Here is a 26,513-nt window from a genome sequence, read left to right as displayed (position 1 = left end):
TTCGGATGGTTCACGCTATCCGGACGGCCGCAACCGATAGATTGCTAGGCATCAACAGGTGCTGATGAGACATTTTCCCGTAAGGGCAATGTGAAAAAGGGTGGTAACACGAAGTATTCGTCCCTTTACTTATTGATTAATCAATAGGTAGAGGGGTGGATGCTTCTTTTTTTATAAAAAATAGGATGTGAAAAAAATGCCGATAAAAGTAATTGAAGGATTGCCGGTTCAAAAGCAGTTGCAGCTGGAAGGAGTCTATACCATTGAAGCGTCCCGGGCTATCAGCCAAGATATCAGACCGCTAAAGGTTTTAATACTCAATCTCATGCCGATAAAGGAAACAACTGAATTACAACTGTTGCGCTTGTTGGGGAATACACCGCTTCAAATCGATGTGGATTTTCTGCACACTTCTTCGCACACGAGTGAGAATACACCGACCAGTCATTTACAGAAATATTATAAAACTTTTTCAGAAATACAGAATGATTTTTATGATGGCTTAATCATTACGGGCGCACCCGTTGAACAATTGAAATTTACTGAAGTTGATTATCTGGCTGAACTGATTGAAGTGATGAAGTGGGCCCGCAACCATGTTTATTCACGTTTGTATATTTGTTGGGGGGCACAATTCGCCCTCAACTTTTTATATGGTATAGAAAAGGAAGCATTGGGAGAAAAACTATTCGGGATTTTTCCCTATCAAACACGATTGCCGGAACACCCATTTTTACGCGGATTCGATGAAATGTATAACGTGCCGCAATCCCGACATACCAAAATTTTAACCGACGGAATTTCCGAACAACGGGACTTACAAATCTTGACTGCCCACGAAGCATTTGGACCTGATATTCTCTGTTCAACTGATCAAAGAGATTTATTTGTTTTGGGGCATTTGGAATACGACCGAGATACATTGAAGAAAGAGTATGATCGTGATACCAGTCGGGGTTTATTAATCAAAATTCCAGAAAATTATTACCCGGATAATAATCCGGAGCGAACGCCACAAAATAATTGGAAGAGCCATGGGTACTTACTCTATCAGAACTGGTTGAACGAAACATATCAAAATACTTTCTATGATTTACGTGAACTACTAAATTAAAGGAGCGACGAACATGACACATTTACACACTTATTTAGCCCAATTAGGAAATCGATGGGACAAAGAAACAGGGGCGATTAGTTTACCCATTCATTTATCAACGACATATGCTCATCCAGGTTTAGGAGCAAGCACCGGGTTTGATTATACACGCACGAAAAACCCAACACGCTCTGTTCTGGAAGAAGGATTGGCAACTTTGGAAGGGGGAACTCATGCCATTGCAACGAGTTCAGGTATGAGTGCTATCCAGCTGGTTTTTCAATTGTTTGATAGTGGCAGCCATTTTTTGGTTTCACGTGATTTATATGGGGGTTCATTCCGATATTTTCAGGAACTCGAACGCCAGCAATTGGCTCATTTCCACTATTTTGAAACTGAAGAAGATCTACAAGAAAAATTATCGGCGCAAATTACAGCCGTTTATATCGAAACACCAACCAATCCATTGATGCAGGAAGTATCCATCGAAAAGATAGCCACATGGGCCAAAGAAGTTGGAGCTGTGATGGTTGTGGATAACACGCTTTTAACCCCAATCATTCAAAGACCGCTGGAACTGGGAGCTGATATCGTCGTCCATTCCGGGACCAAATATCTAGCGGGCCACAATGATATTTTAGCCGGTGTCGTTGTCACCAACAATCCAGAATTTGGCGAACGCTTAGCCTGGATAGCCAATACAACAGGTCCCACTTTATCCCCTTTTGACTGTTGGCTCTTCATCCGAAGTTTAAAAACGTTGCCACTGCGTATTAAAAGGCAAGAAGAAACAACTAAAGAAATAGTGGCAGCTTTAGAAAAACATCCCCAGGTCAAAGAAGTTCTTTATCCGGGAAAAGGGGCGATGCTGAGTATTCGGTTGGCAGATGAGCAGAAAGTGGGGCCTTTTCTTGAAGCCCTTACGCTTTTCACCTATGCGGAAAGCTTGGGCGGTGTTGAGAGCTTGATTACCTATCCAACTACTCAGACCCATGCAGACATTCCACAAGAATTACGTGAATCATATGGCCTGACACCAGAACTATTGCGTTTATCGATTGGGCTGGAGGATGCTCAGGACTTAATTATGGACTTGAAAAACGCGCTGGGAGGTCACAATGGATAAACAGACATTTATCGAAAAATACTACACAGATCGTTTCAATACCCGCTCACTAAAATGGGATTTAGTCGGCAAGCGATTCAAGGATGAAAATCTATTGCCGTTATGGGTAGCCGACATGGACTTTAAGGTCAGCGATGCGATTACGCAAACGCTCCAGGCCAGAGTGGAACACGGTATTTATGGGTATAGCTTCACCGATGAAGCTTATTTCAATACTTTCAACAATTGGATGACCGAACATTTTGGTTTTAATTTAAAAAAAGATTGGATTCGTTACACAACGGGAATTGTCCAAGCTTTGCATCATTTTATTCATGCTTTCACGAAAGCAGACGATGCAATTTTGATTTTAACTCCTGTTTACTACCCGTTTCATGACGCTGTGACGGATACGGGGAGAAAATTGGTCACATTGGGATTAGAAAATGAAGCTTGTCAGTTTGGGATAGATTTTGAGTCATTTGAAGAAGCAATCATTACTGACCAAGTGAAAATGTATATTCATTGTTCCCCCCATAATCCAGCAGGGCGGGTTTGGCGTGAAGAAGAACAACAGCGTCTGTTTGAAATCTGTGAAAAATATGATGTCTTAATTATTTCTGACGAAATACATCAAGATTTCACTTTTGGCGGAGCTAAACACATCCCGAGTGCAATGGTTGCAAATGGTCGCTTCCGCAATCGAATCGTGACCGCAAATGCTGCTTCTAAATCATTTAATTTAGCTGCCTTAACACATGCGCATATTATTATTCCAGATGAGAATCTGCGGAAAATATATGACGATTATGCAAATACCGTTATTAAGACAGAGTTGAACATTATGGGGGTTCTGGCCACAGAAGCTGCTTATAAAGGTGGCCAAGCGTGGTTAGATACAGTAAAGTCCATAATTGAAGAGAACTATGACTGTGCTTTAAATAAACTGAAAAAGGAATTGCCTGAAGTGACTGTAGCACCTTTACAAGGGACTTATTTAATGTTCATGGATTTGAACCCGATTTTGAAAGGGATGTCTTCAAGAGAGTTCATGCAAAAGAAATGCGGTGTTGCGATTGATTATGGGGAATGGTTCGGATCACAGTACGAGGGGTATATCCGCATCAATTTAGCAACCAAATTCGAACTGGTTAACCAGGCTATTGCGTCTATTATTCGTGAGGCAAAGTTGTTGAAAAATTAAAATAATGATTTAAAATAGATGTTTTGAAAACGTTTGTAAAATAGGGCTTGCATTTATTTATCATTTTCTTTATAATTAAATTAGTAATTTGTAATTATAAAGTTAAGTTATTTTTTGAATTATCGTTATAAAACAAGAATAAATTTGAATTTATATGAACGGATTACCAGAAAACAAATTTTTTGGAGGTATTACATAATATGGAACAAGGTAAAGTAAAATGGTTTAACAGCGAAAAAGGATTCGGATTCATCGAAGTAGAAGGCGGAGAAGACGTATTCGTACATTTCTCAGCAATCCAAGGTGACGGATTCAAGTCTCTAGAAGAAGGTCAAGAAGTTGAATTCGACATTGTCGATGGAAACCGTGGACCTCAAGCAGCTAACGTAATCAAACTATAATAGCAAGTTAAAACTATATAGTTAAACAGGCCGGGATTTCTCCCGGCCTGTTTTTTTTATAATAATAGGCCGGGAGAAATCCCGGCCTTAGTACTGCTTAATAATTTCTTCCTCAACGTGACCGTGTGTTCCGTAACACTAACGATACAATAAAGATTAAAACGACTGCCCCAACTAAAGCTGGTACAATGTAGAAACCACCAATTTCAGGACCCCATTCTCCTAGTAGAGAAGTACCTAACCAAGAGCCCAAGAATCCAGCGATGATGTTACCAATGATACCGCCAGGGACGTCTTTACCCATGATTGCGCCTGCGATTGCACCTAGAACACCACCGACAATTAGAGACCAAATTAATCCCATCTTTTATTCCTCCTTAAAAAGAATGATTTGTATAGCTCTAACTCTTGCTATGGTTTTATTATAATAGATATATTCATTGAAACAAAACAATAACCCCTATCCATATCTGGATAGGGGTCAATATTAGTCGTATAGTTTTGATTCTTCTTTTTGCAATTCGAGTAGGTGGACGCGCAATTCGCCTTCCATAGCTGATAATTCGCGTTCGGCTTCTTGACGTTTAGAACGGCCTTCTTTTTGAATCTTGATGGTTTCTTGAAGGGTTTCAACCAAATCTTGCTGTGTTTTTTCCAACGTTTCGATATCAATCACGCCCCGTTCATTTTCCTTGGCGGTCTCAATAGCAGAAATTTTCAACATTTCTGAATTTTTCAGCATCAGATCGTTGGTTGTTTGAGAAACTTGTCGTTGAGCCGTAACAGCATCTTTTTGACGGAGTAGGGTCATGGCGATGGCGACTTGGTTCTTCCATAAAGGAATGGCGGTGTGAATGGATGCCTGGATTTTTTCAGCTAGCGCTTGGTTTGTATTTTGAATCAAACGAATTTGAGGTGCTTGCTGGATTGTCATTTGACGTGTCAGACGTAAGTCGTGCGTCCGTTTTTCCAAACGATCCATAAATTGATTCAAATCATTAACCGATTGCACATCCATCTGACTCTGTGTTCTCTCAGCAATCGCAATCGCTTCAGGAATCTTTATTGTTTTAAGCTCGTCCAGCTTCACTTCGCCCGCTGCAATATAGATGTTCAAGGCGTTGAAATAATCTTCATTCTTTTTGTAAAGTTGTTCCAACATGATATTGTCGTTCAACAAACCATTTTTCTCGCGGTCTAACTTGATGGCGATTTTATCGATTTGGGCCCCAATTTGTTGGTATTTAGCTGTCATTTCATAGACGCTCTGTTTAACTTTTCCAAACATTTTTCTGAAGATGTTATTATCCTCAGCCCGAAGATCAGAAGGGCTGGTTTCATTTAATTTGAACATCAATTCATTCAGGGAATCACCGATTTCACCTGTGTCCTGATTTTGGACATGATCCAGCATAGAATTGGAAAAGTCACCCAGTTGTTTTTGAGCGGCTGCTCCATAGCTAATGATGGCAGACATGTTATTTTCATCGATTTGTGATGCCAAAGCTCGCGCTTGTTCCTGGCGTTCTGCAGGCAAACGTGAAATCAATTGGTTATTTTGAATCTCCTCCGCCAACTCCCCTTTATCAGGTTGGGTTGTGGCAGCATTGGCAAATGGATCGGCAAACGGGTTTGCCAGTAGGTCATCCAGTTCTTTATTTACGTCGGTTTTTTTTTCGTTATCCAATTAAATACCCCCTATATCTCTGTGTCCGAAGGTTCTGTAACGGTTTTCTTATTATCATTATCACCCGATACACCCTGTTTCGCAAGTTCAATCTCGATTTCCATATTATCGATGTCATTCTCCATGAAATCTGTATAAGATTGCTGGATTTTTTGGCAGAGGGCATCTATGACTTTTGCACTGCTGTCCAGAGACTGATATGTTTCTTTTGTTTTGGTCACATGACTGTCAACTTCTACGTAATTATCCGTCAACTCTTTCAAGTTTGGTAATTGTGTATAAAGGAAGTTGTTCACGTCGTGTAAGCGTTGTGGTTGTTCCACAATATGTTTAAAGAAATCTTTCAGGATAGGCAACGTGTAGTTACGGTTCGTGATGGCTGTAAGTTTTGTACGGCTCTTAACATTTTCCTCAATATCATGGATGTTGTTACGTGCTGCATGCATCGTATTCCGGAATAGATTCATTTCATCCTTCGTAAGACCTTGTTCCCGGTAGAATGCTTCTTTATCGCTGCTTACACGATTCAGGACCATATTTCCTTTTTGTCTTTTTCGATTTTTTTGATAGTAAATAATCGCCCCTAGTACCATTGTTAAAATAAGGGAAGTAACTAAATCGTAGCCTAACAAGAAATACATCAGTATTAACGCAATCAAGCAAATGGCGTTGGTAAAGGTGAATTTCAGTACTTCTATTATGTTCTTCAGCATTATATTTCCTCCTCATGAATTTACGATTTCATTTGTCTCTATTTTAGCATAATAGAAGAGGCGGCACCTATCGGTCAAAAGGATGATTTTTGTTAACGTGGTTGTAATCTGTTAAATAAATGGTGTATCATGATTGAAGAAGAATCAGGATAGGGGCTAATGAAATGGAATTTGAAGAAAAAACGCTGACTAAAGAAGTTATATTCGATGGTGTTCTGGTTCATTTGGAACGGCAAGATGTGGAATTGCCAAATGGTTCCACTTCCGTACGAGAAATTATCCGGCATCCTGGCGCCGTGGCAATGATTCCTTTTACGAACGAAGGGAAAATGGTATTGGTGCGCCAATTCAGAAAGCCGTTGGACCGAACCGTTGTGGAGATTCCCGCTGGGAAATTGGAAGTTTCGGACACAGATCCCTTGGAAGCTGCCAAACGTGAGTTGGAAGAAGAAACGCATTACCATGCTGAAAAATGGGAGGCGCTCGTGACGATGTACCCAACACCGGCTTATCTGGACGAAAAATTCACTATTTATCTGGCAGAGGATTTATCGATTGTGGAGAATCCACGTCCATTGGATGAAGATGAATTTGTTGAGGTACTGGAATGCACTTATGAAGAAGCTTTGGCACTTCAAGCAAGCGGCGAAATTTGCGATTCCAAAACATTATATGCGTTGTTGTATTGGCAACTACGCTTAAAGGAAATGGGTTAACATGACTGAAAAGAAACCAATTATTACTAGAAAAACGTATCAAAGTGCTAAAGATGAATTAGATAAAGAAGTAGGAGCGGGCAAGCGTAGTTTTGAAAAAGAACAGGGTCGCAAGCTGGATACTTTTTATAACTGGGCCATTATTATCGTAGCAATAGCGATTGTTCTGGTATTTGTTTTAGCATTTGTTATTTAATGAAAAGAGGGTAAAAGATGATAGGTATTATTGGCGCAATGGAAGAGGAAACGCGTGTCCTTTTAGCGCATATGACAGATCAAAAGGTTGAAAAGGTGCACCACCTAGAATATATCAGCGGTCTCGTTGATGGGCAAGCGGTGGTAATTGCACAGTCTGGAATTGGGAAAGTTAATTCTGCTTTAGCGACAGGATTCATGATTGATCGTTATCAACCGGAATTAATTATTAATACCGGTTCCGCTGGTGGCTTATTGCCTGGTTTGAAAGTAGGAGACGTATTGGTTGCCGATGAATTGGCTTATCACGATGTGGATGCTATGGCATTCGGTTACGTGAAAGGACAAGTTCCGCAGATGCCGGCGACTTATCCAAGTGATGCCCGAGCTGTTGCCGGAATCATGGCGGCCGCCAATACAGTTGGTTTAACACCGCATCAAGGATTGATTGTTTCAAGCGATTCTTTTATAGCTGATAAAGTGGAAGTCGAACGTATTATTTCCGAGTTTCCGCAAGCGGGTGCAACTGAAATGGAAGGAGCTTCCATTGCTCAAGCTTGTCATGTAATGGGCGTGCCATTTGTGGTTGTCCGCTCAATTTCAGACAGTGCCGATGAGGAAGCATCTGTTACATTCGATGAATTTATTATCGAAGCAGGCAAAAAGTCAGCTGAATTAGTGTTGGCATTTATTCGAAATTATCAAAAATAACCAGAAACACCTTCGAAAAAGTATTTCGAAGGTGTTTTATATTGTCTCGAATCTTCATAACAGTCTATTTGTTAGGCCTATTTTCCCTCTAGTGATTACTCAGAGTCATTTTTACGTTTGAGTAATCGCTATTGGGGAGAAAGTGATTACTCAGAGTCATTTTTACGTTTGAGTAATCGCTATTGGGGAGAAAGTGATTACTCAGAGTCGTTTTTCGGTTTGAGTAATCGCTTTTGGGAAGAGAGTGATTACTCAAAGTAGAATTCCAATTTGAGTAATCAGTTCTTGCTGAGTAGTATCATAATTCCATCTGGTCAACCATGGAGTGCAACAGATCATGGGCGGATACGATGTATTTGTTGTCTTTGGTTTCAATGGTCAATAACTTGTATTCGGTTAGACCATTTTCTAGACCTTTTTCTTCCAACTCATCCTGCTTTTCCTGAATCTCGTCTGGATCCATGAAGGGAAGAATCCAAACACTGAACTCATTCAAGACAAGCATGTCCTGTTTCCCGAATGAAGTGAACGAATCCGGGAAGGTCTTGGAAGGATCAAGGTGCAATTGCCAAGTCGAATCCACCAAGTCGGAAGGGCGCAAACCGGCTTCGTTTTCAACCTCATCAGCTCCTTCATGCTTTTAGTATAGCAAAGTAAAAGAAAGCAGATGAGCAAAAAAATGAGGAACCTTGTCATAGCAACGTGCTACAATTTGTTGCGCAACGAAATTGGGGATTTTTTGACACAAAAAAACAGAACCCCGAAGGATTCTGTTCAAATGACTTATTAGCCAAGTTTGTTGTAGTATTCAACGATGAATGACTCATCAACGTCTGCTGTCAATTCGTCACGAACTGGTAGACGGTTTAGAGAACCTTCAAGTTTTTCTGTATCGAATGTTACGAAGTCTGGACGACCGAACAATCCTTCAACAGCACTTGTGATGATTGTCATAGTTTTTGATTTTTCGCGAACTGCGATAACTTGTCCAACTGAAACTTCGTATGAAGGGATATCCACACGTTTGCCATCAACAGTGATGTGGCCATGGTTTACTAATTGACGCGCTTGACGACGAGTAGTTGCCAAACCTAGACGGTAAACAACGTTATCCAAACGACGTTCCAACATGATCATGAAGTTTTCACCATGTTTACCTTCTTGGATTTTACCAGCTTTTTTGAAAGCAGTAGCAAATTGACGTTCGTTCATGCCATACATCAAACGTAGTTTTTGTTTTTCTTGCAATTGTTGACCGTACTCAGACATTTTACGACGGCTGTTAGGACCGTGTTGTCCAGGTGCGTAAGGGCGACGTTCGATTTCTTTACCAGTACCTGTTAAAGAGATTCCTAAACGACGAGATTTTTTCCAGCTTGGGCCAGTATAACGAGACATAATTTTATTCCTCCAATAATATGTTTTGGAGTAAAATAATAATGAAAATGTTGTAGTACGTGCATTTCATCCTTCAATCTTCACCTTATGCAGCCGCAAGGGTACACAATTGAACCTCTAGGAGGCGATGAAATGTTGACGCGGGTACACTATTTCCGCTGCATTATTTTACACGTCAGTCATCTTAACATAGTAATAGATAAGATGCAAGCTTTCCATCTAAGGAAAACTTTCGCCTAATCCACTGAGACTTGCTTTTTTTATAAAATTTTCTGTGCTATACTGAATGATGATATTATGGTCAGCATGTCTTGGACAGTATGACAACAGTTGAGTAGATGGGGGATTCTTAAATGGACTTATTTTATTGGTTAGCGGGTATATTCATTGTCATTCTAGTTGGATATGGCGTCGTATACTATTTGAACCGTAAACAAGCGAATCGTATTAAAGAAATTGATGATAAAAAACATAAAATGATGGCAATTCCGGTTGCGGACAATTTATATACTTTGAAAAATTTGAATTTAACAGGCCAAACAAAACGTACCTATGAAAGTTGGCAAGCGACTTGGCAAACAATCACGCGTTTCCAATATCCTGAAATTGAGGCTGCGCTTGTGAGTGCAGAGCAAAGTATTCAACAATACAATTTCATTAAAGCAAAGCAAGCTATTGAAAATGCAGAAAATTTGATCCAAGAAACTGAAACGAGTGTTATCAAGGTAAACAAAGCGCTTGAAAAACTTTTGGAAAGTGCGCAGGAAAACCGCAAAGAACTAGAAGAAAATCAAGAACGTTACAACAAAATCCGTAAACAACTCTTGGCTCATAGCTTTACTTTCGGACCAGCAGTTGAAACACTTGAAAAGAACTTGAATTATATGGAGCTTGATTTCACAAAATTCAACTCTTTAACTAATGAAGGCGATCATATGGAAGCGAAAGAAGTTCTCGATCGTATTGGTCAAGATTTAACAGTAATGGAAGAAGTAGTCGAAAAAATTCCTGAATTGAATAAACAAATCAAAGAAGAATATGAAGAACAAATTGCGGATTTACGCGAAGGCTACCAACGCTTGATTACAGAAAACTACGTTTTTGATAATGTGAATATCCCAGAGAAAATTGTGGAAATCGAAGATATCTTGAAAGAGGCAAAAGATTCTATTGCGTTGGCGGATATTGGAGAAGCACGCAAGAAAATGGATAAAGCGGAACGCGCGATTGAAAATACATACATCATCATGGAAAAGGAAATGGATGCAAAAGATTTTGTGGATCGCCACCAGTCGAACTTATCCCGTAAAATGGAACATGTCATGCAAAGTAACCGTTATGTGTTATTAGAGATTGATCGTGTCTCTCAAAACTTCTTCTTGAATCATAACGAGCTTGGTCGTTCCCAAGAATATGAAGAACAATTGCTTGCTGAAAACGAAGCTCTGCGTTACCATGATAAATTATTGGAAGAGCATCAGATTTCTTATTCTGCAACGAAAGCCCGTTATGAAAAAATGACTCAAAAACTGAGCCAAATTGATAAAGAACAATCGGAATTAGTGGCGAAATTGAGTAATTTAAAGAATCGCGAGAAAGATGCGAAAGATGCTGTCGATTTGTTTGAGATGGATATGCGTAACATGAAGCGTACTTTGGAAAAACAACATTTGCCAGGCTTGGCACCTGCTTACCTGGATCTTTTCTTTGCAGTTTCCCAAAGAATCGAAGAAATTTCAGCTAAATTAAATCGCGTAAAAATCGATATGGAAGAAATCGAAAATCTGGTGGTCATGTGTGAAGAGGATATCCAACTATTGGATAAACGTACCGAAGAAATCCTCGACCAAGCTAACATGACTGAATCCTTGATTCAATATGCAAATCGTTACCGTGATAATCCAGAAGTTGAAGCAGCAACGCGTGAAGCACTCGACTTATTCCAAAATGCTTATGACTACGAAAATGCAATGAACGTCATGAAAAATATATTGAATAAAGTGGAACCAGGTGCTAGCAAAAAGGTTGAAGATAACTACTTGGAAGATAAAAATCGTCGTTCCTTTACACCGCAACAATCGACTAAATGATGAATAGGGCTGAGACATTAATTTTATGTCTCAGCTTTAACTTTGTAAAAAATTACAGAAAGAGTGAAATAATGATTTATTTTGATAACAGCGCAACGACGCCCATCTTCCCTGAAGCATTGGATACATATATAAAAGTTAGCCAGGCCATTACCGGCAATCCCTCAAGTTTGCACAAATTGGGAGTGATGGCTGACCAGTTGCTTCAACAATCCCGTAAACAAGTAGCTGACTTATTGAACGTAACACCGAAGGAAATATTTTTTACAAGCGGTGGAACAGAAGGGGACAATTGGGTCATAAAAGGAACCGCTATTGAAAAAGCGGTCTATGGGAAGCATCTGATCACCTCAGCCGTTGAACATCCCGCGGTTTCCAAAACGATGCAACAACTCAAAAAGTTGGGTTTTGAAATAACAGTCATTCCGGTTGATGAAGCGGGTGTCGTATCCGCAAGTGATGTAAAAGAGGCGATTCGCGAAGATACCATCCTGGTTTCGTTGATGGCAATAAATAACGAAGTAGGCGCCATCCAACCGATAAGGGAAGTCGGAGATATTTTGGAAGACTATCCCACTATTCACTATCATGTTGATGCCGTACAAGGGTTGACGGAATTCGACACGGTCATTCAGCATCCACGTATTGATTTCTTGGTTCTTTCCGCTCATAAATTCCGCGGTCCCAAAGGTGTCGGTATTGTTTACCATAAAGCTGGGAAGCGCATCGCCTCCCTCTTGACAGGTGGTGGGCAGGAATCCGGAGAACGTAGCTCAACCGAAAATGTTCCCGGTATTGCCGCAACCGCCAAAGCTTTGCGCATGGCTTTGGAAAAGCGGAACACCGCACACCAATCGGAACTTACGCTCAAAAACCATTTAATGTCATTTTTACAATCATATGATGATGTTAAAATTTTCAGTACGGCTGAAGGTGCATCACACATCTTGTGCTTTGCCATGAAAGATGTTCGTGGTGAAGTCATGGTCCATGCTTTTGAGAATGAAAACATTATTCTTTCCACGACCAGTGCATGCTCCAGTAAAAAAGGGGATGTCCCTGCTACATTGGAAGCCATGCACGTTCCGAGCGAATGGTCCCGTTGTGCAGTCCGCATCAGTTTATCGTCGGAAAATACGCTGGCAGAAGTAGAAACATTTAAATCCGTATTCGCTCAATTACATACAAAATTCAAAAAAATTCAGAAATAAGAAAGGAACTATCCATGGAAACACGTATTCAAATCCGCTTTGGTGAGCTCTCGACTAAAGGTAAAAATAAAAAAAGATTCATCCAAAAATTATCTCAAAATATCCGGGCAGCGACTCATGACTTTCCGCAGATTAAAATTCATGCGGAGCACGATTTCATTTTCTTGAACTTAAATGACGCTGAAGAGGCAGTAATTATTGAACGCCTGCAAGATATTTTCGGGATTCAAAATTTCTCGCCAGTTTATGTCGTGCCACGTGACTTTGAAACCGCACGTACTTTCATTATTGATTTAATGAAAAAACTAGACACAGAAAATAAAACATTCAAAATAGCAACGCGCCGTTCCGACCATTCTTATGAACACGATACGAACTGGTTGAATGCTGAATTTGGGGCAGCCGTTTTGCAAAATATTCCCAATATCACCGTTCAAGTGAAAAAACCCGATATCACCGTTCGCGTTGATGTTAAAAATGAAAACTTCCTGATCAGTACGGAAACTTACCAAGGAGCAGGAGGGTTACCAGTTGGTTCGAGTGGCCGGGGTATCTTAATGTTATCGGGTGGTATTGACTCGCCAGTTGCAGGGTATTTAGCAATGAAGCGGGGCGTTGAAATTGAAGCTCTTCACTTCCACAGCCCTCCGTATACAAGTCCACAAGCTTTGAAAAAAGCTAAAGATTTAACAGCGAAATTAACCCGTTTTTCAGGTTCTATTCAATTTATCGAAGTACCGTTTACCGAAATTCAGGAAGAAATAAAAGCGAAAATTCCTGAGGGATATGGTATGACGGTTACGCGTCGCATGATGCTTCGTATTACGGATGCTATCCGGGAACAACGGAAAGCCTTGGCAATTTTTAACGGTGAAAGCTTGGGCCAAGTTGCTTCACAAACGTTGGAAAGTATGGTGGCAATCAATGCCGTTACTTCAACGCCAATTATCCGCCCAGTAGCCACAATGGATAAAAATGAAATCATCGATATCGCGCAAAAAATCGATACATTTGATTTATCAATCCAGCCGTTTGAAGATTGCTGTACCATTTTTGCACCGGCTGCTCCAAAAACGAAACCGCATTTGGATAAAGTTAACAGGTTCGAAGGAAATATGGATATTGAAGGTTTGGTTGCGCGTGCCGTTGCTGGCATTGTGGTAACCCGCATTAGCCAGGAAACACTCATTGAGGAAGAAACTTTGTTCAGTAGTTTATTATAATAAATCATATCGCTTACTTTTCCACTTAACATTGGTATAATGAAGATATCAAATTAATAGGAGGAATAAGGATGGAAATTACAGTAAAAGGTAAACCAACATTAGTAGAAGGTCCATTGCCAGCTGTAGGGGATGTTGTTTCAACTTTCTCTTTGAAAAATATTAAGGGTGAAACAGTTACAGACGAAACAATTAAAGGTCAAGTGACTATTTTGAGCGTATTCCCAGACATCGCGACAAGTGTATGTGATCAACAAACACGTTCCTTCAACGAGGTAGCATCCAACATCGAAGGCATTCGTTTAGTGAATGTTTCTAAAAATACAGCAGAAGAATTAAATGAATGGTGTGCTGCAAAAGGTTTGGATATCGATATGTGGACTGATACAGACGGTGAATTTGCTAAAGCATTTGGTGTTTTGATGCCAGAATTGGATAAATTAGCGCGTAGTGTATTTGTCTTAACAGAAGATAATGAAGTAGCATACCGTGAATTGGTTCCGGAAATGGCTGAAGAACCAAATTACGATGCAGCAGTAGAAGCTGCAAAAGATTTACTTTAAAATTTTGGGTTTTGATGGTAGACTATTGGAGAGAAAAATGCGATTGAACTGGGAAGAGTAATCGCAGCACGGTTACATAGCGAGAAAAGCGGATGGTGAAAGCTTTTTTAACCGGCTGGATGAAGGTAGCCCAGGAGCAAGTGGGATGAAGGCAGTGCTGTGTAGTCCTACTCGGAGATAGCTCCGTTATCAAAACGAGACATGGGATTATTATGCCCATAAACTCAGGTGGTACCACGAAATTTATTCGTCCTGCAATTTTGCAGGGCGATTTTTTTGTTTAAAGCGGCGTTTATTCCACCAAATTGACGCCACCACTGCATTTCATTTAAACACGAGAGAGGAATGAAAGTATGTCACAGTTAGACCAAATGTCTACAAAATACCAACCGCAAGAAGTTGAAAAAGGAAAATATAAAAAATGGGTGGAGTCCAAATTATTCCGTCCAAGCGGAAATAAAGATGCGAAACCCTACTCCATCGTTATCCCGCCTCCAAACGTTACAGGACGTTTGCACTTGGGTCACGCGTGGGACGTTACTTTGCAAGATATGTTGATTCGGATGAAACGCATGCAAGGGTATGACACATTGTGGTTGCCGGGAATGGACCATGCAGGTATCGCAACCCAAGCAAAAGTTGAAGCTAAACTTGCTGAAGACGGTATTTCCCGTCATGATTTAGGACGCGAAGCTTTTGTCGATAAGGTTTGGGAATGGAAGGAAGATTATGCTGGCTTCATCCGCGACCAATGGGAAAAAATGGGGATTTCCGTTGACTATGAACGCGAACGATTCACTTTGGATGACGGATTGTCGGACGCCGTTCGCAAAGTGTTTGTAACCCTTTATGAAAAAGGCTTGATTTACCGCGGTGCTTATTTGATCAACTGGGATCCAAAAGCGCAAACAGCATTGTCGGATATCGAAGTCATCCATAAAGATGTAAATGGTGCTTTCTACCACTTCCGTTACCCACTGACTGATGGTTCTGGCTTCGTTGAATTGGCAACGACACGTCCCGAAACAATGTTGGGAGATACAGCAGTAGCCGTTCACCCTGAAGACGAGCGTTATGCTCACTTAATCGGAAAAACAATTATGTTACCGTTGATGAATCGTGAAATTCCAATTATTGCCGATGACTACGTTGATAAAGATTTCGGAACCGGCGTTGTTAAAATTACACCAGCCCATGATCCAAATGACTTTGAGGTAGGTTTGCGTCATAACTTGCCCCAAATCAATGTTATGAACAACGATGCGACAATGAATGCAGAAGCGGGTAAATACGAAGGTATGGATCGCTTCGAAGCACGCAAAGCTGTTGTTAAAGATATGGATGCAGAAGGTTTCTTGGTTAAGGTTGAAGAGATGGTCCACAGTGTTGGTCACTCTGAGCGTACTGATGTGGTGGTCGAACCGCTTATTTCGACACAATGGTTTGTAAAAATGGCACCTCTTGCTGAAAAAGCAATCGAAAATCAAGGTACGGATGATAAAGTATCGTTCTTCCCGGAACGTTTCGAAAATACGTTTACACGCTGGATGGAAAACATCCATGACTGGGTTATTTCCCGTCAACTATGGTGGGGACACCGTATTCCTGCTTGGTACCATAAAGAAACTGGCGAAATGTATGTTGGCATGGAAGACCCAACCGATATCGAAAATTGGGAACAAGACCCAGACGTATTGGACACATGGTTCAGTTCTGCCCTATGGCCATTTTCAACAATGGGTTGGCCGGATGAGGAATCAGAAGACTTCAAACGGTATTTCCCGACTAGCACATTAGTAACGGGTTATGACATTATTTCCTTCTGGGTAAGCCGGATGATTTTCCAATCTTTGGAATTTACTGAAAAACGCCCATTTGAAAATGTGTTGATTCATGGTTTGATTCGTGATGAACAAGGCCGTAAGATGAGTAAATCCCTAGGTAACGGAATTGATCCAATGGATGTTATTGATCAATATGGTGCTGATGCTTTGCGTTGGTTCCTATCAAATGGTTCCTCCCCAGGACAAGACGTGCGTTTCAGTTATGAAAAAATGGATGCATCATGGAACTTCATCAATAAAATATGGAACGCAAGCCGTTATGTATTGATGAACCTTGACGGATTAACCTATGATCAAATTGATTTAACAGGTGAGAAAACATTGGCTGACCAATGGATTCTGTCTAAATTGAACCGTACGATTGCGAAAGTAACCGAATTATTTGAGAAATTTGAATTTGGTGAAGCCGGTAAATTGCTCTATCACTTTATTTGGGATGAGTATTGTGACTGGTACATCGAAATGACCAAAGAAGTGCTTCAAGGTGATAACGAAGCGGCTAAATTGACAGCGCGTAGCATCTTGGCACATGTATTGGACAACATTCTGCGTTTGTTGCATCCAATCATGCCTTTTGTTACAGAAGAAATTTGGCAAAATGCACCACATCAAGGTGATTCAATCGTGGTGGCTGAGTATCCAGTTGCGGATGCAAATTTGGTCGACGATGCAGCGGAAACGGCCATGGACAAATTGATAGGTTTGATTCGTGGGGTACGGAATATCCGTAATGAAATGAATACACCATTATCGAAGAAAGTACCGATGCAGATCAATGTAAATGATGATGCAACAGAAAACATTTTCACTGCGAACGAAGCTTATATCATCCGCTTCTGTAATCCAGAAAGTTTAGAAATCGGCCAAACTCTGGAAACAACGGAAGAGGCTGTTACAGCGATTATTTCTGGTGGGGAAGTTCGGATGCCATTAGCAGGCCTGATTAAACTGGAAGACGAAATTATTCGTTTGGAAGGCGAAGCAGAGAAGCTTGCAAAAGAAGTGGACCGGGTTGTAAAAAAACTGGGTAATGAAAAATTCGTAAGCAAAGCACCTGAAGCTGTTGTTGCAGGTGAACGTGCCAAAGAAAAAGATTACCGTGAAAAATTGGCGACTGTCAACGAACGCATCGCTAGCTTAAAAGCACAATTATAAAAAAGATGAAGATGGCTGAGAAGTATTCCCAGCCATCTTTTTGCAAAGGGTGGAAGCATGTTTACAACTTATGAAGAAGCAATGAACTGGATTCATACCCGTAAAGGAATGGGGCCTAAACCAGGAATAAAACGAATGGAATGGCTAATGGAGAAATTAGACCATCCCGAGAAAAAGTTTCCGGCCATTCATATTGCCGGAACCAATGGGAAGGGGTCTACTGTTGCGTATTTAACCAGCTTGTTTAAAGCCTCTGGACACACCGTGGGAAGCTTCACATCACCGCATATTATGCGTTTCAATGAGCGAATCAGTATAAATGGGGAACAGATTTCCGACAATGCAGTTTTGGAATTGGCGAATGCGATTCAACCACTGTACACTGAAATTTCGGAAACGGAGTTAGGTCCTTTAACAGAGTTCGAAGTGGTGACGGCGATGATGTTTCTTCATTTTGCCCGCATTCAACCAGATGTTGTCTTGCTGGAAGTAGGATTGGGTGGCTTATTCGACAGTACGAATGTAGCTGCACCGAAACTGACCATGATTACGACAATCGGAATGGATCATTTGCAGATACTTGGAAATACGATAGAAGAAATTGCCTTTCAAAAAGCAGGTATCATCAAAAACGGTGTACCACTGGTGATCGGGAATATCCAGGGTGCTGCCAAAAAAGTCATTTTAGACATGGCAAAAGAGAAAAAAAGTCCTGTTTTGGCTTATCAAGATGATTTCATTGCCGTGAATCAGCCGACTACCAGAGACTTCCATGAACACTTCGATTTTAAAGCGCCCGAATTAAAATTGGATGACATCGAAATTGCTTTGATGGGCCATCACCAAATCGACAATGCAGCAACAGCACTCATGGCCTTTATGACATTCTGTAAGGCCCAAAAATTAAACTATTCAGAAAAGACGATTTTGGCCGGCTTCCGCCAAGCCTTTTGGCCAGTTCGAATGGAGATTATCTCGCAGGATCCTTTTATCATCCTGGATGGCGCTCATAACGAACCGGCAATGGCCGTATTGCTGGATGCCATCAATACGAATTTTTCCGATAAAAAAATAAAAGTCCTGTTTGCGGCACTCACAACCAAGGAACTTGAAAAAATAGGCCCTTGGTTAATGCGTATTCCTAATCACGATATTCATTTAACGACCTTTGATTTTCCACTGGTCGCAACATTGAAAGATTTAAAAGAACGCCTTGGCGTTTCTGATGCAACTTACCATGAAGATTGGAAAAAAACACTGACACAATTAAAAGGAAAATTAGCCTCAGATGAAATTTTGTTGGTGACGGGATCCTTATACTTCTTATCCGAAGTACGCCACTTTCTTATGGAGGGATAGACATGGATAAAAAAGTTATTATTTTTGATATGGACGGTTTAATGTTTGATACAGAAAAATTAGTTTGCCAGGCTCAAATGAGTATCGCTAAAAAGTTAGGTGTCCCCTTTACAGAAGATTATTATTTAGAATCAGTAGGCATGTCCGATAAAGACTGTTTAGTAAAGTATACGGAGGATTTTGGTGATTATGACATTGCTTACCAGTTGAGCAATGATTATCGGGCAGAGTTACACCGTTTGATAGAATTGAATGGTGTTCCCCATAAAAAGGGTTTGGAAGCTTTACTGCATCATTTTAAAGAGTTGGATAAGGAATTAATTCTTGCTTCGTCCAATCGCCATTACGATATAAACTTTTTCCTAGAGAAAGAAGGGCTTTCTCATTATTTCTCAAGGAAAATTAGTGGAGAAGATGTTGAGTTTGCCAAACCGCATCCCGCTATTTTTGAAAGAGCACACGCACTGACAAACCATGAAAAAGAAGCCTGTCTGATTTTGGAAGATTCACTGAATGGTGTCCGTTCAGCTTTTTCAGCGGGAATTGATGTCATCATGGTGCCAGATTTAATTGCTCCAAATGAAGAAGCAAGAGCTAAAACCATCGCAATTGTGAACGACTTGGACGAAATTAGAACATTATTTTAAGGTTTTGGGAAATAAAATAAAACTTTTGCGGTTTTTTTGCGTATATATCTATAGTGAGTAAAAAGGAGAGATAGTATGCAAGAAACAACATTAGTAAGAGAAGTCCCAAAATCATCCCGACCGAGGGAAAGGCTCGCACAATACGGCGAGAAAGCTTTGGCAACACATGAACTGTTAGCTATCTTGTTACGCACCGGCCCTAAAGACAGTAACGTTTTACAGCTTGCGATGCGGGTGATGAATGAATTCGAAGACCTCCATTCCTTGAAAATGGCTTCCGTTGAGGAACTAATGACGATTAATGGCATAGGAGAAACGAAGGCGATTGAAATCAAAGCCTGCATTGAACTTGGGTTACGCCTTGCTCAGACGACACAGTTAAAGAGTGGCGTCATTACTTCAACTAAAACGGCAGGGGCTTTGCTTAAACAAGAAATGCGCGATCTACAACAAGAACATGTCATCGCATTGTATTTAAATACTAAAAATGAAATCATCAAAAAGAAAACCATTTTTATCGGCAGTCTAAATAGTAGTGTCGCTCACCCGAGAGAAATATTTCGGGAAGCCGTTCGTTTTTCTGCTGCCCGGATTATTTTGGGTCACAACCATCCCTCTGGAAATCCGGAGCCCTCGGAAGCAGATTTGATATTTACGCGGAGGATGGTCGAATGTGGCGAGATGATGGGGATTGAGCTCCTGGATCACTTTATTATCGGCGACCAAAATTACATCAGTTTAAAGGAATATGGAATAATTTAGAAAAAGACTTGCAATAATTTAAAAGTCTGGTTATAATAAGGGTACGTTTTTGTAAGGGAAGAAAGTTATGTCATGAACATTCCGATCGTACCATTTGCAATAACAGAATATTTGTGCAAATTGCACGAGGAGGAATTTTTCATGGAAAATGGAACAGTAAAATGGTTTAACGCAGAAAAAGGATTTGGATTTATCGAACGCGACGGCGGAGATGATGTATTCGTACATTTCTCAGCAATCAACAGTGACGGTTTCAAATCTCTAGAAGAAGGACAAGCAGTTTCTTTCGACATCGTTGAAGGTAACCGTGGACCTCAAGCATCAAACGTAGAAAAAATCTAATTTTTCCTAGTTGATAATAAACAGCTGAGACATTCATTTGTCTCAGCTTTTTTGTTATCTCATTTTCTATTTTTTTAGTTCTATTATTTATGGTGTTGGTAGGCATTTCCTTCACCAATTCCAGATAACCAAGAACCTTTTTTTAAGAAAATGTTACATTTTCAAATATTTTTAGCTTTCGATTTTTTCGGATTTCAATTTGTGGTAAAATATTGAAGATATACGATGAGCATATGGAAGGATGAATCTTTTGTCGGCAATAAGTTTAAGAGCCAAAAGAATTGGTATTGATTTAGGTACGACAAATATTGTTGTCTGGATGGAAGGCAAGGGTATTGTCTATAGAGAACCCGCAATTGTTGCCCGTAATCTTCAAGATGGAAAAATAGTGGCCATTGGTGATGAAGCCATTCAGCTTTTGGAACAACAACCGGGAAATGTGGTTTCGTCAAGGCCTTTAAAAGAAGGTATGATTGCTGATTATGATACGACGGTTGCGCTATTTAGGAATATTATTAAAAAAACGACAAAATATTCGTTTCAAAGACCATATCTCATGATTTGTACCCCAATAGGTATTACGGGAATTGAAAAACGTGCTATTATTGAGGCGTCACTGGAAGCAGGGAGCAAAGAAACTTTTTTACTGGATGAGCCTTTTGCTGGAGCAATTGGCGCGGGTTTGCCCATTTATACACCAACGGGATATTTTATTGTTGATATAGGAGGCGGGACAACCTGTATTGCTGTTTTATCTCTGGGAGGAGTCATAGCCAGTAAAGCGATACCTATAGCAGGAAACAAAATGGATGAAGCCATCCGTAACTATATTGGGGAAAAGTATGCCTTAGCAATCGGGTCTCGCACTGCTGAAACCCTCAAGATGAAAAGTGGTTCAGCAGATTTGAAAGCAGCCTCTTACTATGAAAATAAAGAAGTTAAAGGCCGGGATGTAAAAACAGGACTCCCCAGAAAACTTACAATAGAAGCAAGAGATATTTCCGAAGCCCTCCAGCCATTATTGCAGGAAATTATTGCAACCATCACTTCAGTCCTGGAACATTTACCACCGGAAATCGCAGCGGATATCATTACCCATGGGATTTTCTTGACCGGTGGGGGCGCCTTGTTAAATGACATTCATACAGTAATTTCCAAAGCAATGGGAATTTCCGTTACTGTTGTAACAAATCCCCTGGATAGTATTGTAGCAGGCATTGGTGAAAATCTAAAAAATATAAAACAATTAAAGAAACATAACACCTACTAATGGGGGAAAAGGAAAGGAAATGAGGTTTTAAGGTGAATCAGTTTTTCAATAATAAAAGAATGATTGTGTTGCTGATTTCCGTGATCATTTTTATCAGTACAATTGCCTTTTCTATGTCGCGAAACCGTGAGGACGCATCGCTTCCGCAATTGTTCATAAATGATGTGACCGGTCTAGCAGCGAACGTTATGTCGAAGCCAGCCGAAACGGTAAATGGATTTGTCGATTCTGTTGATAATTTGCTTCATACCTACGAAGAAAATCAACAATTGAAACAAAAAATAGATGCTATGGATAACATGCAAGCGCGAATATCCAAACTGGAGCAAGAAAATGTAAGCATGAAGCAAGAGTTAGAATTACAAAGTAGTCTGTCCGAATTCTCCAATATTAACGCAACCGTCATTTCCAGAAATCCTGACACTTGGATCGATCAAATTGTGGTTGATAAAGGTAGCGAAGATGGTGTGGAAGTCGATATGTCTGTCATGTCCGGCAATGGTTTGATTGGTCGTGTAGCCGAAGTTAGTCCAACTACTGCTAAAATCTTGTTATTGTCTACGGCCAATCAATCGGTAAATCGTGTGTCGGCAGAAATACAAATGCCCGATACACCAGTTCATGGTATTGTGGATGACTATGAAACGGAAAATGGACTATTGATCATGTCCGAAATTGATCCAAAAGCCAAAATAGAGGTTGGGAAGCAAGTCATCACTTCTGGTTTAGGTGGTGTATCACCGGCATCTTTATTGATAGGAGTTGTAAAGGAAGTGCGCATGGATGAGTTTGGTTTGTTCCAGGAAGTTACAATCGAACCAGCTGGTAATATAGCTGAAATTCTTTACGTGACTATCATCCAAAGGGGAAGCGAGGTTTCCCGGTAATGGTGCAAAATCGTACGCTTAATCATGTTTATCTGATTCCTATCCTTCTTTTTTTGGGATTGGTCATGGATGGTATTGTCATGAATATTTTTTCCGCCAGTTTTTTGGATCAAAACTATGTATTAGTTCCAAGGATATTGTTACTGTTGTTTGTTGTATTTACTTTACTTTTTCCCAAACAACCATTATTTCTCTATGCTTTATTGTTTGGCATTATGTACGACAGTTACTACACGGGAATACTGGGTATCTATGTGACTGCCATTGCTTCATGCATTTATTTAGTGAAACGGAGTCAGAGGTTTTTGACAACTGCACCGGTCGCAGTCTTTATTGTTTACTTCCTTAGCATCAGCTATGTGGAAATTTTCGTGTTTGGCGTCTATTCCTTATTAGGAATGGCTGATTTGTCGTTTGGCACTTTTATCGCCACCCGTCTTGGCCCAACTGTTCTTTTGAATTTCTTCTTTTTAGCTTTGCTTTATGTTCCCTTGCTTAAATTGAGCAAATGGATGTACAGTGTCTAAAATGAGAAACAAATTAAAAAAAATTGTTTAAATACTTGTTTTTAAAAAATTCTGTGTTATTATGATTTTACCTAAAAGAAATGCGAAGAAGAGAAAAAGTAATTTTCATTCATTCGGTAGAGAGCCTGCGGTCGGTGAAAGCAGGTGTATGGAGAAAATGAAAACACATCTCGGAGCAAGACTACTGAAAAGAATTTATTCGCGAGTAAGTAGACTCGGGGGTGCCCGTTACAGCACTAGCGTTTTAACAATGAACGCGATAAGGTAATGTTCGTGAGGGCATTACAAATAAAGGTGGAACCACGAAGCAATTAAGCTATCGTCCTTTGATTTTCTATATCATAGAGAATCAAGGGGCGTTTTTTTGTTGGACTGCAGCCAACAGAACGTCGGCAAAATCATGTCATTTCGAATAGGGATAAAAAATGATGAAAGATCTGGGAGGAACCAATCATGAAAAAATTATTCTTATTATTAGCATCCAGTGCACTGTTAGCAGCATGTGGATCTGAAACTGCAACAAATGAATCATCAACTGTTACAGAGACAAATGAGACTTTGAAAGAGACGTATACGGTTGGATTGGATGAAACCTTTGCACCTATGAGTTTTCGTGATACAGATGGTGAAATTGTAGGATTTGACGTTGACTTGGCGAAAGAAATTGGCGCAATTATGGGTGTTGAATTTGAATTTCAACCGATTGATTGGGTAATGAAGGAAACAGAATTGAATGCTGGCAATATCGATTTGATTTGGAATGGCTATACGATTACCGAAGAGCGTAAAGAGAAAGTTGCTTTCAGTGATCCTTACCTGGAAAATTCTCAAATCATTGTAACACTGTCTGATAGCGATATCGAAACGAAATCAGATTTGGCAGGGGCGACAGTAGCAACGCAACAAGCTTCCGCGACTTTAGATGCCATGAATGCTGATGAAACAGGCATTGTACAAGAATTTGACGGTGGCGAGCCGATTCTATACCCAACCTTTAATGATGTATTCAATGATTTGGAAAGTGGCCGTAGTGATGCCATCGTTGTTGATGAAGTATTAGGTCGTTACATCATGAAACAAAAGGGCTCCGACAAATTTAAAGTTCTGGATGAGGATTTCGGTGATGAAGAATATGGTGTTGGTATGAGAAAAGAAGATACAGCACTTCAGGAAGCAATTAATGACGGTTTGACAGAATTGAAAGAAAACGGCAAGTATGATGAAATCTATGCGAAATGGTTTGCTGAATAAGCGAAGGAGGAGAATGATGATGAAAAAAAAGATCTTTTTCTTAATGGCATCCCTATTCTTGGCAGGCTGTGGCAATCAAAAGACTGCCGAAACAAAAGAAACCATCATAATTGGTATGGACGAAACGTTTGCCCCAATGGGATTTCTGGATGAAAATAATGAAGTGATTGGTTTTGATGTTGATCTGGCTAAAGAAACAATGAATAGACTTGGTTACGAAGTGGAATTTCAATCAATCGATTGGTCGATGAAGGAAACAGAATTGAATACGAAAAATATTGACCTAATTTGGAATGGTTATGCTGTGACACCGGAACGGGCTGAAAAAGTATTGTTGAGTGAACCTTATTTGGAATCATCCCAAGCTATCTTTGTACGTAAAGACAGCGACATTCAAAAAAAGAGTGATTTAGAAGGTAAACTTTTATCAACACAACAATCTTCTAGCTCAATCGATAAAATCAAGGAAGATCCTTCCGGTATTTATGATAAGTTGGGCGGAGATTTGGTTCTTTATCCATCGAATAATAATAGTTTCATGGATTTGGAAGCAGGTCGGGTGGATGCCATAGTAGTCGGTTCAGAATATGGGCGTTATTATGTGAAACAAGCCGGGAAAGAAGATGTTTTCCGCGTTCTGGAAGATGACTTCGGGCAAGACGAAATGGCTGTAGCTCTTCGTAAAGAAGATACAGCATTGAAACAAGAAATTGATGATACAATAGCAGAAATAAAAGCAGATGGAACCTTTGATGAAATATATGATGATTGGTTCTTCTCTGAATAGAAAGTAGGGTTAAAATGGAACTTATTCAAACGATTTGGCCATCATTATGGGACGGCTTCCTCATTTCTTTGCAAATTTTCTTTATCGTGGCTATAACGAGTATCCCTTTAGGATTTTTGATTGCGATCATCCGGGTATATGCACCACGTTGGATCGGGTCACTTATTCAAGTTTATATTTTCATTATGCGGGGAACGCCATTGCTGCTACAGTTAATGTTTTTCTTCTTTGGCCTCCCTTTTGTTGGTATCGTTATGGATCGGTTCACGGCAGCGATTTTAGCCTTTATTATTAACTATGCAGCTTATTATGCGGAAATATTCCGTGGGGGTATCTTGGCAATTCCGCGTGATCAATTTGAATCCATCACGGTTTTGGGGATTGGGAAATTACGCGGATTTGTGCGAATTATCGTGCCACAAGTTTTCCGCATTGTATTGCCATCAGTTGGTAATGAAATTATTTCCTTGGTTAAAGATACATCTTTGGTTTATATCCTGGGAATCGGGGAATTATTACGGGCAGGGCAAATTGCAGCTAATACCTATGCCTCGCTCGTGCCGTTCCTTGGGGTTGGTGTTTTGTACTTGTCCGTTACAGGGATTATCACGATTATCTTAAATACGCTTGAAGCAAAAAGGAAGTTTTAGGAGGGTACCGGATGTTATTAGAAGCAAAAAATATTTCCAAAAAATATCATAATCAAGCAGTCATTGCAAATTTTTCCTTCACAATCGATGCGGGGGACATCGTTGTTTTGACTGGTCGCTCTGGTACCGGTAAAACGACCTTGATGCGCATTTTAAATAATTTGGAATCGGCAGATAGTGGTAGTCTTACTATTGAAGATACGCCCTTATTTGAAGATACGGAGCGCGGTGCAGCCTATGTTTCCCGTAAAAAGCGTAAATTGTACCAAAGTAAAATCGGCATGGTTTTCCAGGACTATGCTTTGTTCCCGAATTTCACGATTCGTGAGAACTTGTTGGAAGCGCCACTCTCCCAAAAGTTAGGGACAAAGGCTGAATTGAATGCCAAAGCAGAAGCATTGCTGGCGGAAATGGGTATCGCAGATCAGTTGGATAAGATGCCATCACAATTGTCAGGCGGCCAAAAACAACGGGTTGCGATTGCACGTGCCATGATGTTGAATCCTAAAGTATTGTGTTTTGACGAACCGACTTCTGCTTTGGACCGTGAATCAGCTGACAGCATCGGTAATCTCATTCAAGGGATTGCGGAAAAGGGAACAGGCATTTTGATCGTTACCCATGATACACCTTTCGGAGAAAAATATGGAACCCGATTAATCTCTTCTTCAGAATTTGTCAAATAACCTTGCAAATAAAACAGATACTTGTATAATGAT

Annotated in this window: 28 protein-coding genes and 2 other annotated features; of the genes, 23 read left to right on the top strand and 5 right to left on the bottom strand. The window is 40.2% G+C overall.

The window, feature by feature from the left end; genetic code table 11:
• Window positions 1-196: 196 nt before the first annotated feature.
• From ACTVAI_RS01670 to cspD (ACTVAI_RS01655), 4 genes are all read left to right on the top strand, one after another.
• Window positions 197-1,114 carry a homoserine O-succinyltransferase gene (locus tag ACTVAI_RS01670; protein WP_443485736.1) on the top strand — a complete coding sequence of 306 codons (918 nt, stop codon included), beginning with the start codon at window positions 197-199 and terminating at the stop codon, window positions 1,112-1,114.
• A 13-nt stretch (window positions 1,115-1,127) separates the two neighbouring features.
• Complete coding sequence (locus ACTVAI_RS01665) at window positions 1,128-2,222, top strand: PLP-dependent transferase (RefSeq protein WP_443485735.1); 1,095 nt, start codon at window positions 1,128-1,130, stop codon at window positions 2,220-2,222.
• Complete coding sequence (locus ACTVAI_RS01660) at window positions 2,215-3,405, top strand: MalY/PatB family protein (protein WP_443485734.1); 1,191 nt, start codon at window positions 2,215-2,217, stop codon at window positions 3,403-3,405. Before ACTVAI_RS01665 ends, ACTVAI_RS01660 begins: the two co-directional genes overlap by 8 nt.
• Before the next feature lie 200 nt (window positions 3,406-3,605).
• Window positions 3,606-3,806 (top strand): cold-shock protein CspD, encoded by a 201-nt coding sequence (gene cspD / locus ACTVAI_RS01655; protein ID WP_443473707.1) that lies wholly within the window; start codon window positions 3,606-3,608, stop codon window positions 3,804-3,806.
• 112 nt (window positions 3,807-3,918) lie between these two features.
• Here cspD (ACTVAI_RS01655) and ACTVAI_RS01650 read toward each other — a convergent pair whose 3' ends face one another.
• From ACTVAI_RS01650 to ACTVAI_RS01640, 3 genes are all read right to left on the bottom strand, one after another.
• The gene (locus tag ACTVAI_RS01650) at window positions 3,919-4,170 is read right to left on the bottom strand and encodes a GlsB/YeaQ/YmgE family stress response membrane protein (protein ID WP_443473708.1); all 252 of its coding nucleotides are present in this window, start codon (window positions 4,168-4,170) and stop codon (window positions 3,919-3,921) included.
• A 123-nt stretch (window positions 4,171-4,293) separates the two neighbouring features.
• A complete protein-coding gene (locus ACTVAI_RS01645) occupies window positions 4,294-5,493 on the bottom strand; it encodes a toxic anion resistance protein (protein ID WP_443473709.1) in 1,200 nt (399 codons plus the stop codon).
• A gap of 11 nt (window positions 5,494-5,504) precedes the next feature.
• Window positions 5,505-6,206: a 5-bromo-4-chloroindolyl phosphate hydrolysis family protein gene (locus tag ACTVAI_RS01640; RefSeq protein WP_443473710.1), complete on the bottom strand. Its 702-nt coding sequence runs from the start codon at window positions 6,204-6,206 to the stop codon at window positions 5,505-5,507.
• 164 nt (window positions 6,207-6,370) lie between these two features.
• Between ACTVAI_RS01640 and ACTVAI_RS01635 the strand changes: the two genes are divergently transcribed.
• From ACTVAI_RS01635 to ACTVAI_RS01625, 3 genes are read left to right on the top strand one after another with little or no spacing between them, the layout of a single operon-like run.
• On the top strand, window positions 6,371-6,922 hold the full coding sequence (locus ACTVAI_RS01635) for an NUDIX domain-containing protein (RefSeq protein ID WP_443473711.1): 552 nt from the start codon (window positions 6,371-6,373) through the stop codon (window positions 6,920-6,922).
• A gap of 1 nt (window position 6,923) precedes the next feature.
• The gene (locus ACTVAI_RS01630) at window positions 6,924-7,118 is read left to right on the top strand and encodes a hypothetical protein (RefSeq protein WP_443473712.1); all 195 of its coding nucleotides are present in this window, start codon (window positions 6,924-6,926) and stop codon (window positions 7,116-7,118) included.
• A 17-nt stretch (window positions 7,119-7,135) separates the two neighbouring features.
• Window positions 7,136-7,828, top strand: a complete 693-nt coding sequence (locus ACTVAI_RS01625; protein WP_443473713.1) for a 5'-methylthioadenosine/adenosylhomocysteine nucleosidase — start codon at window positions 7,136-7,138, stop codon at window positions 7,826-7,828.
• Between the two features lie 298 nt (window positions 7,829-8,126).
• On the opposite strand, the gene ACTVAI_RS01620 is transcribed toward ACTVAI_RS01625, so the two are convergent.
• The gene (locus ACTVAI_RS01620; RefSeq protein WP_443485733.1) at window positions 8,127-8,429 is read right to left on the bottom strand and encodes a hypothetical protein; all 303 of its coding nucleotides are present in this window, start codon (window positions 8,427-8,429) and stop codon (window positions 8,127-8,129) included.
• A 185-nt stretch (window positions 8,430-8,614) separates the two neighbouring features.
• Window positions 8,615-9,226: a 30S ribosomal protein S4 gene (gene rpsD, locus ACTVAI_RS01615; RefSeq protein ID WP_443473715.1), complete on the bottom strand. Its 612-nt coding sequence runs from the start codon at window positions 9,224-9,226 to the stop codon at window positions 8,615-8,617.
• A gap of 353 nt (window positions 9,227-9,579) precedes the next feature.
• On the opposite strand from rpsD, the gene ACTVAI_RS01610 reads away from it, so the two are divergent.
• The 16 genes from ACTVAI_RS01610 to ACTVAI_RS01535 all read left to right on the top strand — a co-directional run bounded on the left by ACTVAI_RS01610 (window position 9,580) and on the right by ACTVAI_RS01535 (window position 26,480).
• Complete coding sequence (locus ACTVAI_RS01610; RefSeq protein ID WP_443485732.1) at window positions 9,580-11,316, top strand: septation ring formation regulator EzrA; 1,737 nt, start codon at window positions 9,580-9,582, stop codon at window positions 11,314-11,316.
• Window positions 11,317-11,387: 71 nt separating this feature from the next.
• On the top strand, window positions 11,388-12,527 hold the full coding sequence (locus ACTVAI_RS01605; protein ID WP_443473717.1) for a cysteine desulfurase family protein: 1,140 nt from the start codon (window positions 11,388-11,390) through the stop codon (window positions 12,525-12,527).
• A gap of 14 nt (window positions 12,528-12,541) precedes the next feature.
• Window positions 12,542-13,750 (top strand): tRNA uracil 4-sulfurtransferase ThiI, encoded by a 1,209-nt coding sequence (thiI, locus tag ACTVAI_RS01600; protein WP_443473718.1) that lies wholly within the window; start codon window positions 12,542-12,544, stop codon window positions 13,748-13,750.
• Window positions 13,751-13,821: 71 nt separating this feature from the next.
• The gene (gene tpx / locus ACTVAI_RS01595; protein ID WP_443473719.1) at window positions 13,822-14,313 is read left to right on the top strand and encodes a thiol peroxidase; all 492 of its coding nucleotides are present in this window, start codon (window positions 13,822-13,824) and stop codon (window positions 14,311-14,313) included.
• Between the two features lie 33 nt (window positions 14,314-14,346).
• Window positions 14,347-14,571 (top strand) — a binding site (T-box leader).
• A 95-nt stretch (window positions 14,572-14,666) separates the two neighbouring features.
• A complete protein-coding gene (locus ACTVAI_RS01590) occupies window positions 14,667-17,312 on the top strand; it encodes a valine--tRNA ligase (RefSeq protein ID WP_443485731.1) in 2,646 nt (881 codons plus the stop codon).
• A gap of 57 nt (window positions 17,313-17,369) precedes the next feature.
• A complete protein-coding gene (locus ACTVAI_RS01585) occupies window positions 17,370-18,671 on the top strand; it encodes a bifunctional folylpolyglutamate synthase/dihydrofolate synthase (protein ID WP_443485730.1) in 1,302 nt (433 codons plus the stop codon).
• A 2-nt stretch (window positions 18,672-18,673) separates the two neighbouring features.
• Window positions 18,674-19,318: an HAD family hydrolase gene (locus ACTVAI_RS01580; protein ID WP_443473722.1), complete on the top strand. Its 645-nt coding sequence runs from the start codon at window positions 18,674-18,676 to the stop codon at window positions 19,316-19,318.
• Window positions 19,319-19,393: 75 nt separating this feature from the next.
• The gene (radC, locus tag ACTVAI_RS01575) at window positions 19,394-20,080 is read left to right on the top strand and encodes a RadC family protein (RefSeq protein WP_443473723.1); all 687 of its coding nucleotides are present in this window, start codon (window positions 19,394-19,396) and stop codon (window positions 20,078-20,080) included.
• Between the two features lie 141 nt (window positions 20,081-20,221).
• Entirely contained in the window at window positions 20,222-20,422 is a 201-nt protein-coding gene (gene cspD, locus ACTVAI_RS01570) for a cold-shock protein CspD (RefSeq protein WP_443473724.1), read from the top strand.
• Window positions 20,423-20,672: 250 nt separating this feature from the next.
• Window positions 20,673-21,692 (top strand): rod shape-determining protein, encoded by a 1,020-nt coding sequence (locus ACTVAI_RS01565; RefSeq protein WP_443485729.1) that lies wholly within the window; start codon window positions 20,673-20,675, stop codon window positions 21,690-21,692.
• A gap of 32 nt (window positions 21,693-21,724) precedes the next feature.
• Window positions 21,725-22,579, top strand: a complete 855-nt coding sequence (mreC, locus tag ACTVAI_RS01560) for a rod shape-determining protein MreC (protein WP_443473726.1) — start codon at window positions 21,725-21,727, stop codon at window positions 22,577-22,579.
• Window positions 22,579-23,106 carry a rod shape-determining protein MreD gene (gene mreD, locus ACTVAI_RS01555; protein WP_443473727.1) on the top strand — a complete coding sequence of 176 codons (528 nt, stop codon included), beginning with the start codon at window positions 22,579-22,581 and terminating at the stop codon, window positions 23,104-23,106. Before mreC ends, mreD begins: the two co-directional genes overlap by 1 nt.
• 76 nt (window positions 23,107-23,182) lie before the next feature.
• Window positions 23,183-23,436: a binding site (T-box leader), on the top strand.
• 123 nt (window positions 23,437-23,559) lie between these two features.
• Complete coding sequence (locus tag ACTVAI_RS01550; protein ID WP_443473728.1) at window positions 23,560-24,357, top strand: amino acid ABC transporter substrate-binding protein; 798 nt, start codon at window positions 23,560-23,562, stop codon at window positions 24,355-24,357.
• Between the two features lie 19 nt (window positions 24,358-24,376).
• Entirely contained in the window at window positions 24,377-25,144 is a 768-nt protein-coding gene (locus ACTVAI_RS01545; protein ID WP_443485728.1) for an amino acid ABC transporter substrate-binding protein, read from the top strand.
• A gap of 14 nt (window positions 25,145-25,158) precedes the next feature.
• Window positions 25,159-25,794, top strand: coding sequence for an amino acid ABC transporter permease (locus ACTVAI_RS01540; protein WP_443473730.1), 636 nt, complete (start codon window positions 25,159-25,161; stop codon window positions 25,792-25,794).
• Window positions 25,795-25,805: 11 nt separating this feature from the next.
• Window positions 25,806-26,480, top strand: coding sequence for an amino acid ABC transporter ATP-binding protein (locus tag ACTVAI_RS01535; RefSeq protein WP_443473731.1), 675 nt, complete (start codon window positions 25,806-25,808; stop codon window positions 26,478-26,480).
• The last annotated feature ends 33 nt before the right edge of the window (window positions 26,481-26,513 follow it).

This window comes from Jeotgalibaca sp. A127 (assembly GCF_052266745.1).
Classification (GTDB): Bacteria; Bacillota; Bacilli; order Lactobacillales; family Aerococcaceae; genus Jeotgalibaca.
The sequence above is the reverse complement of the archived record's forward strand: the minus strand, read 5'-3'. Positions and strand labels throughout refer to the sequence as shown.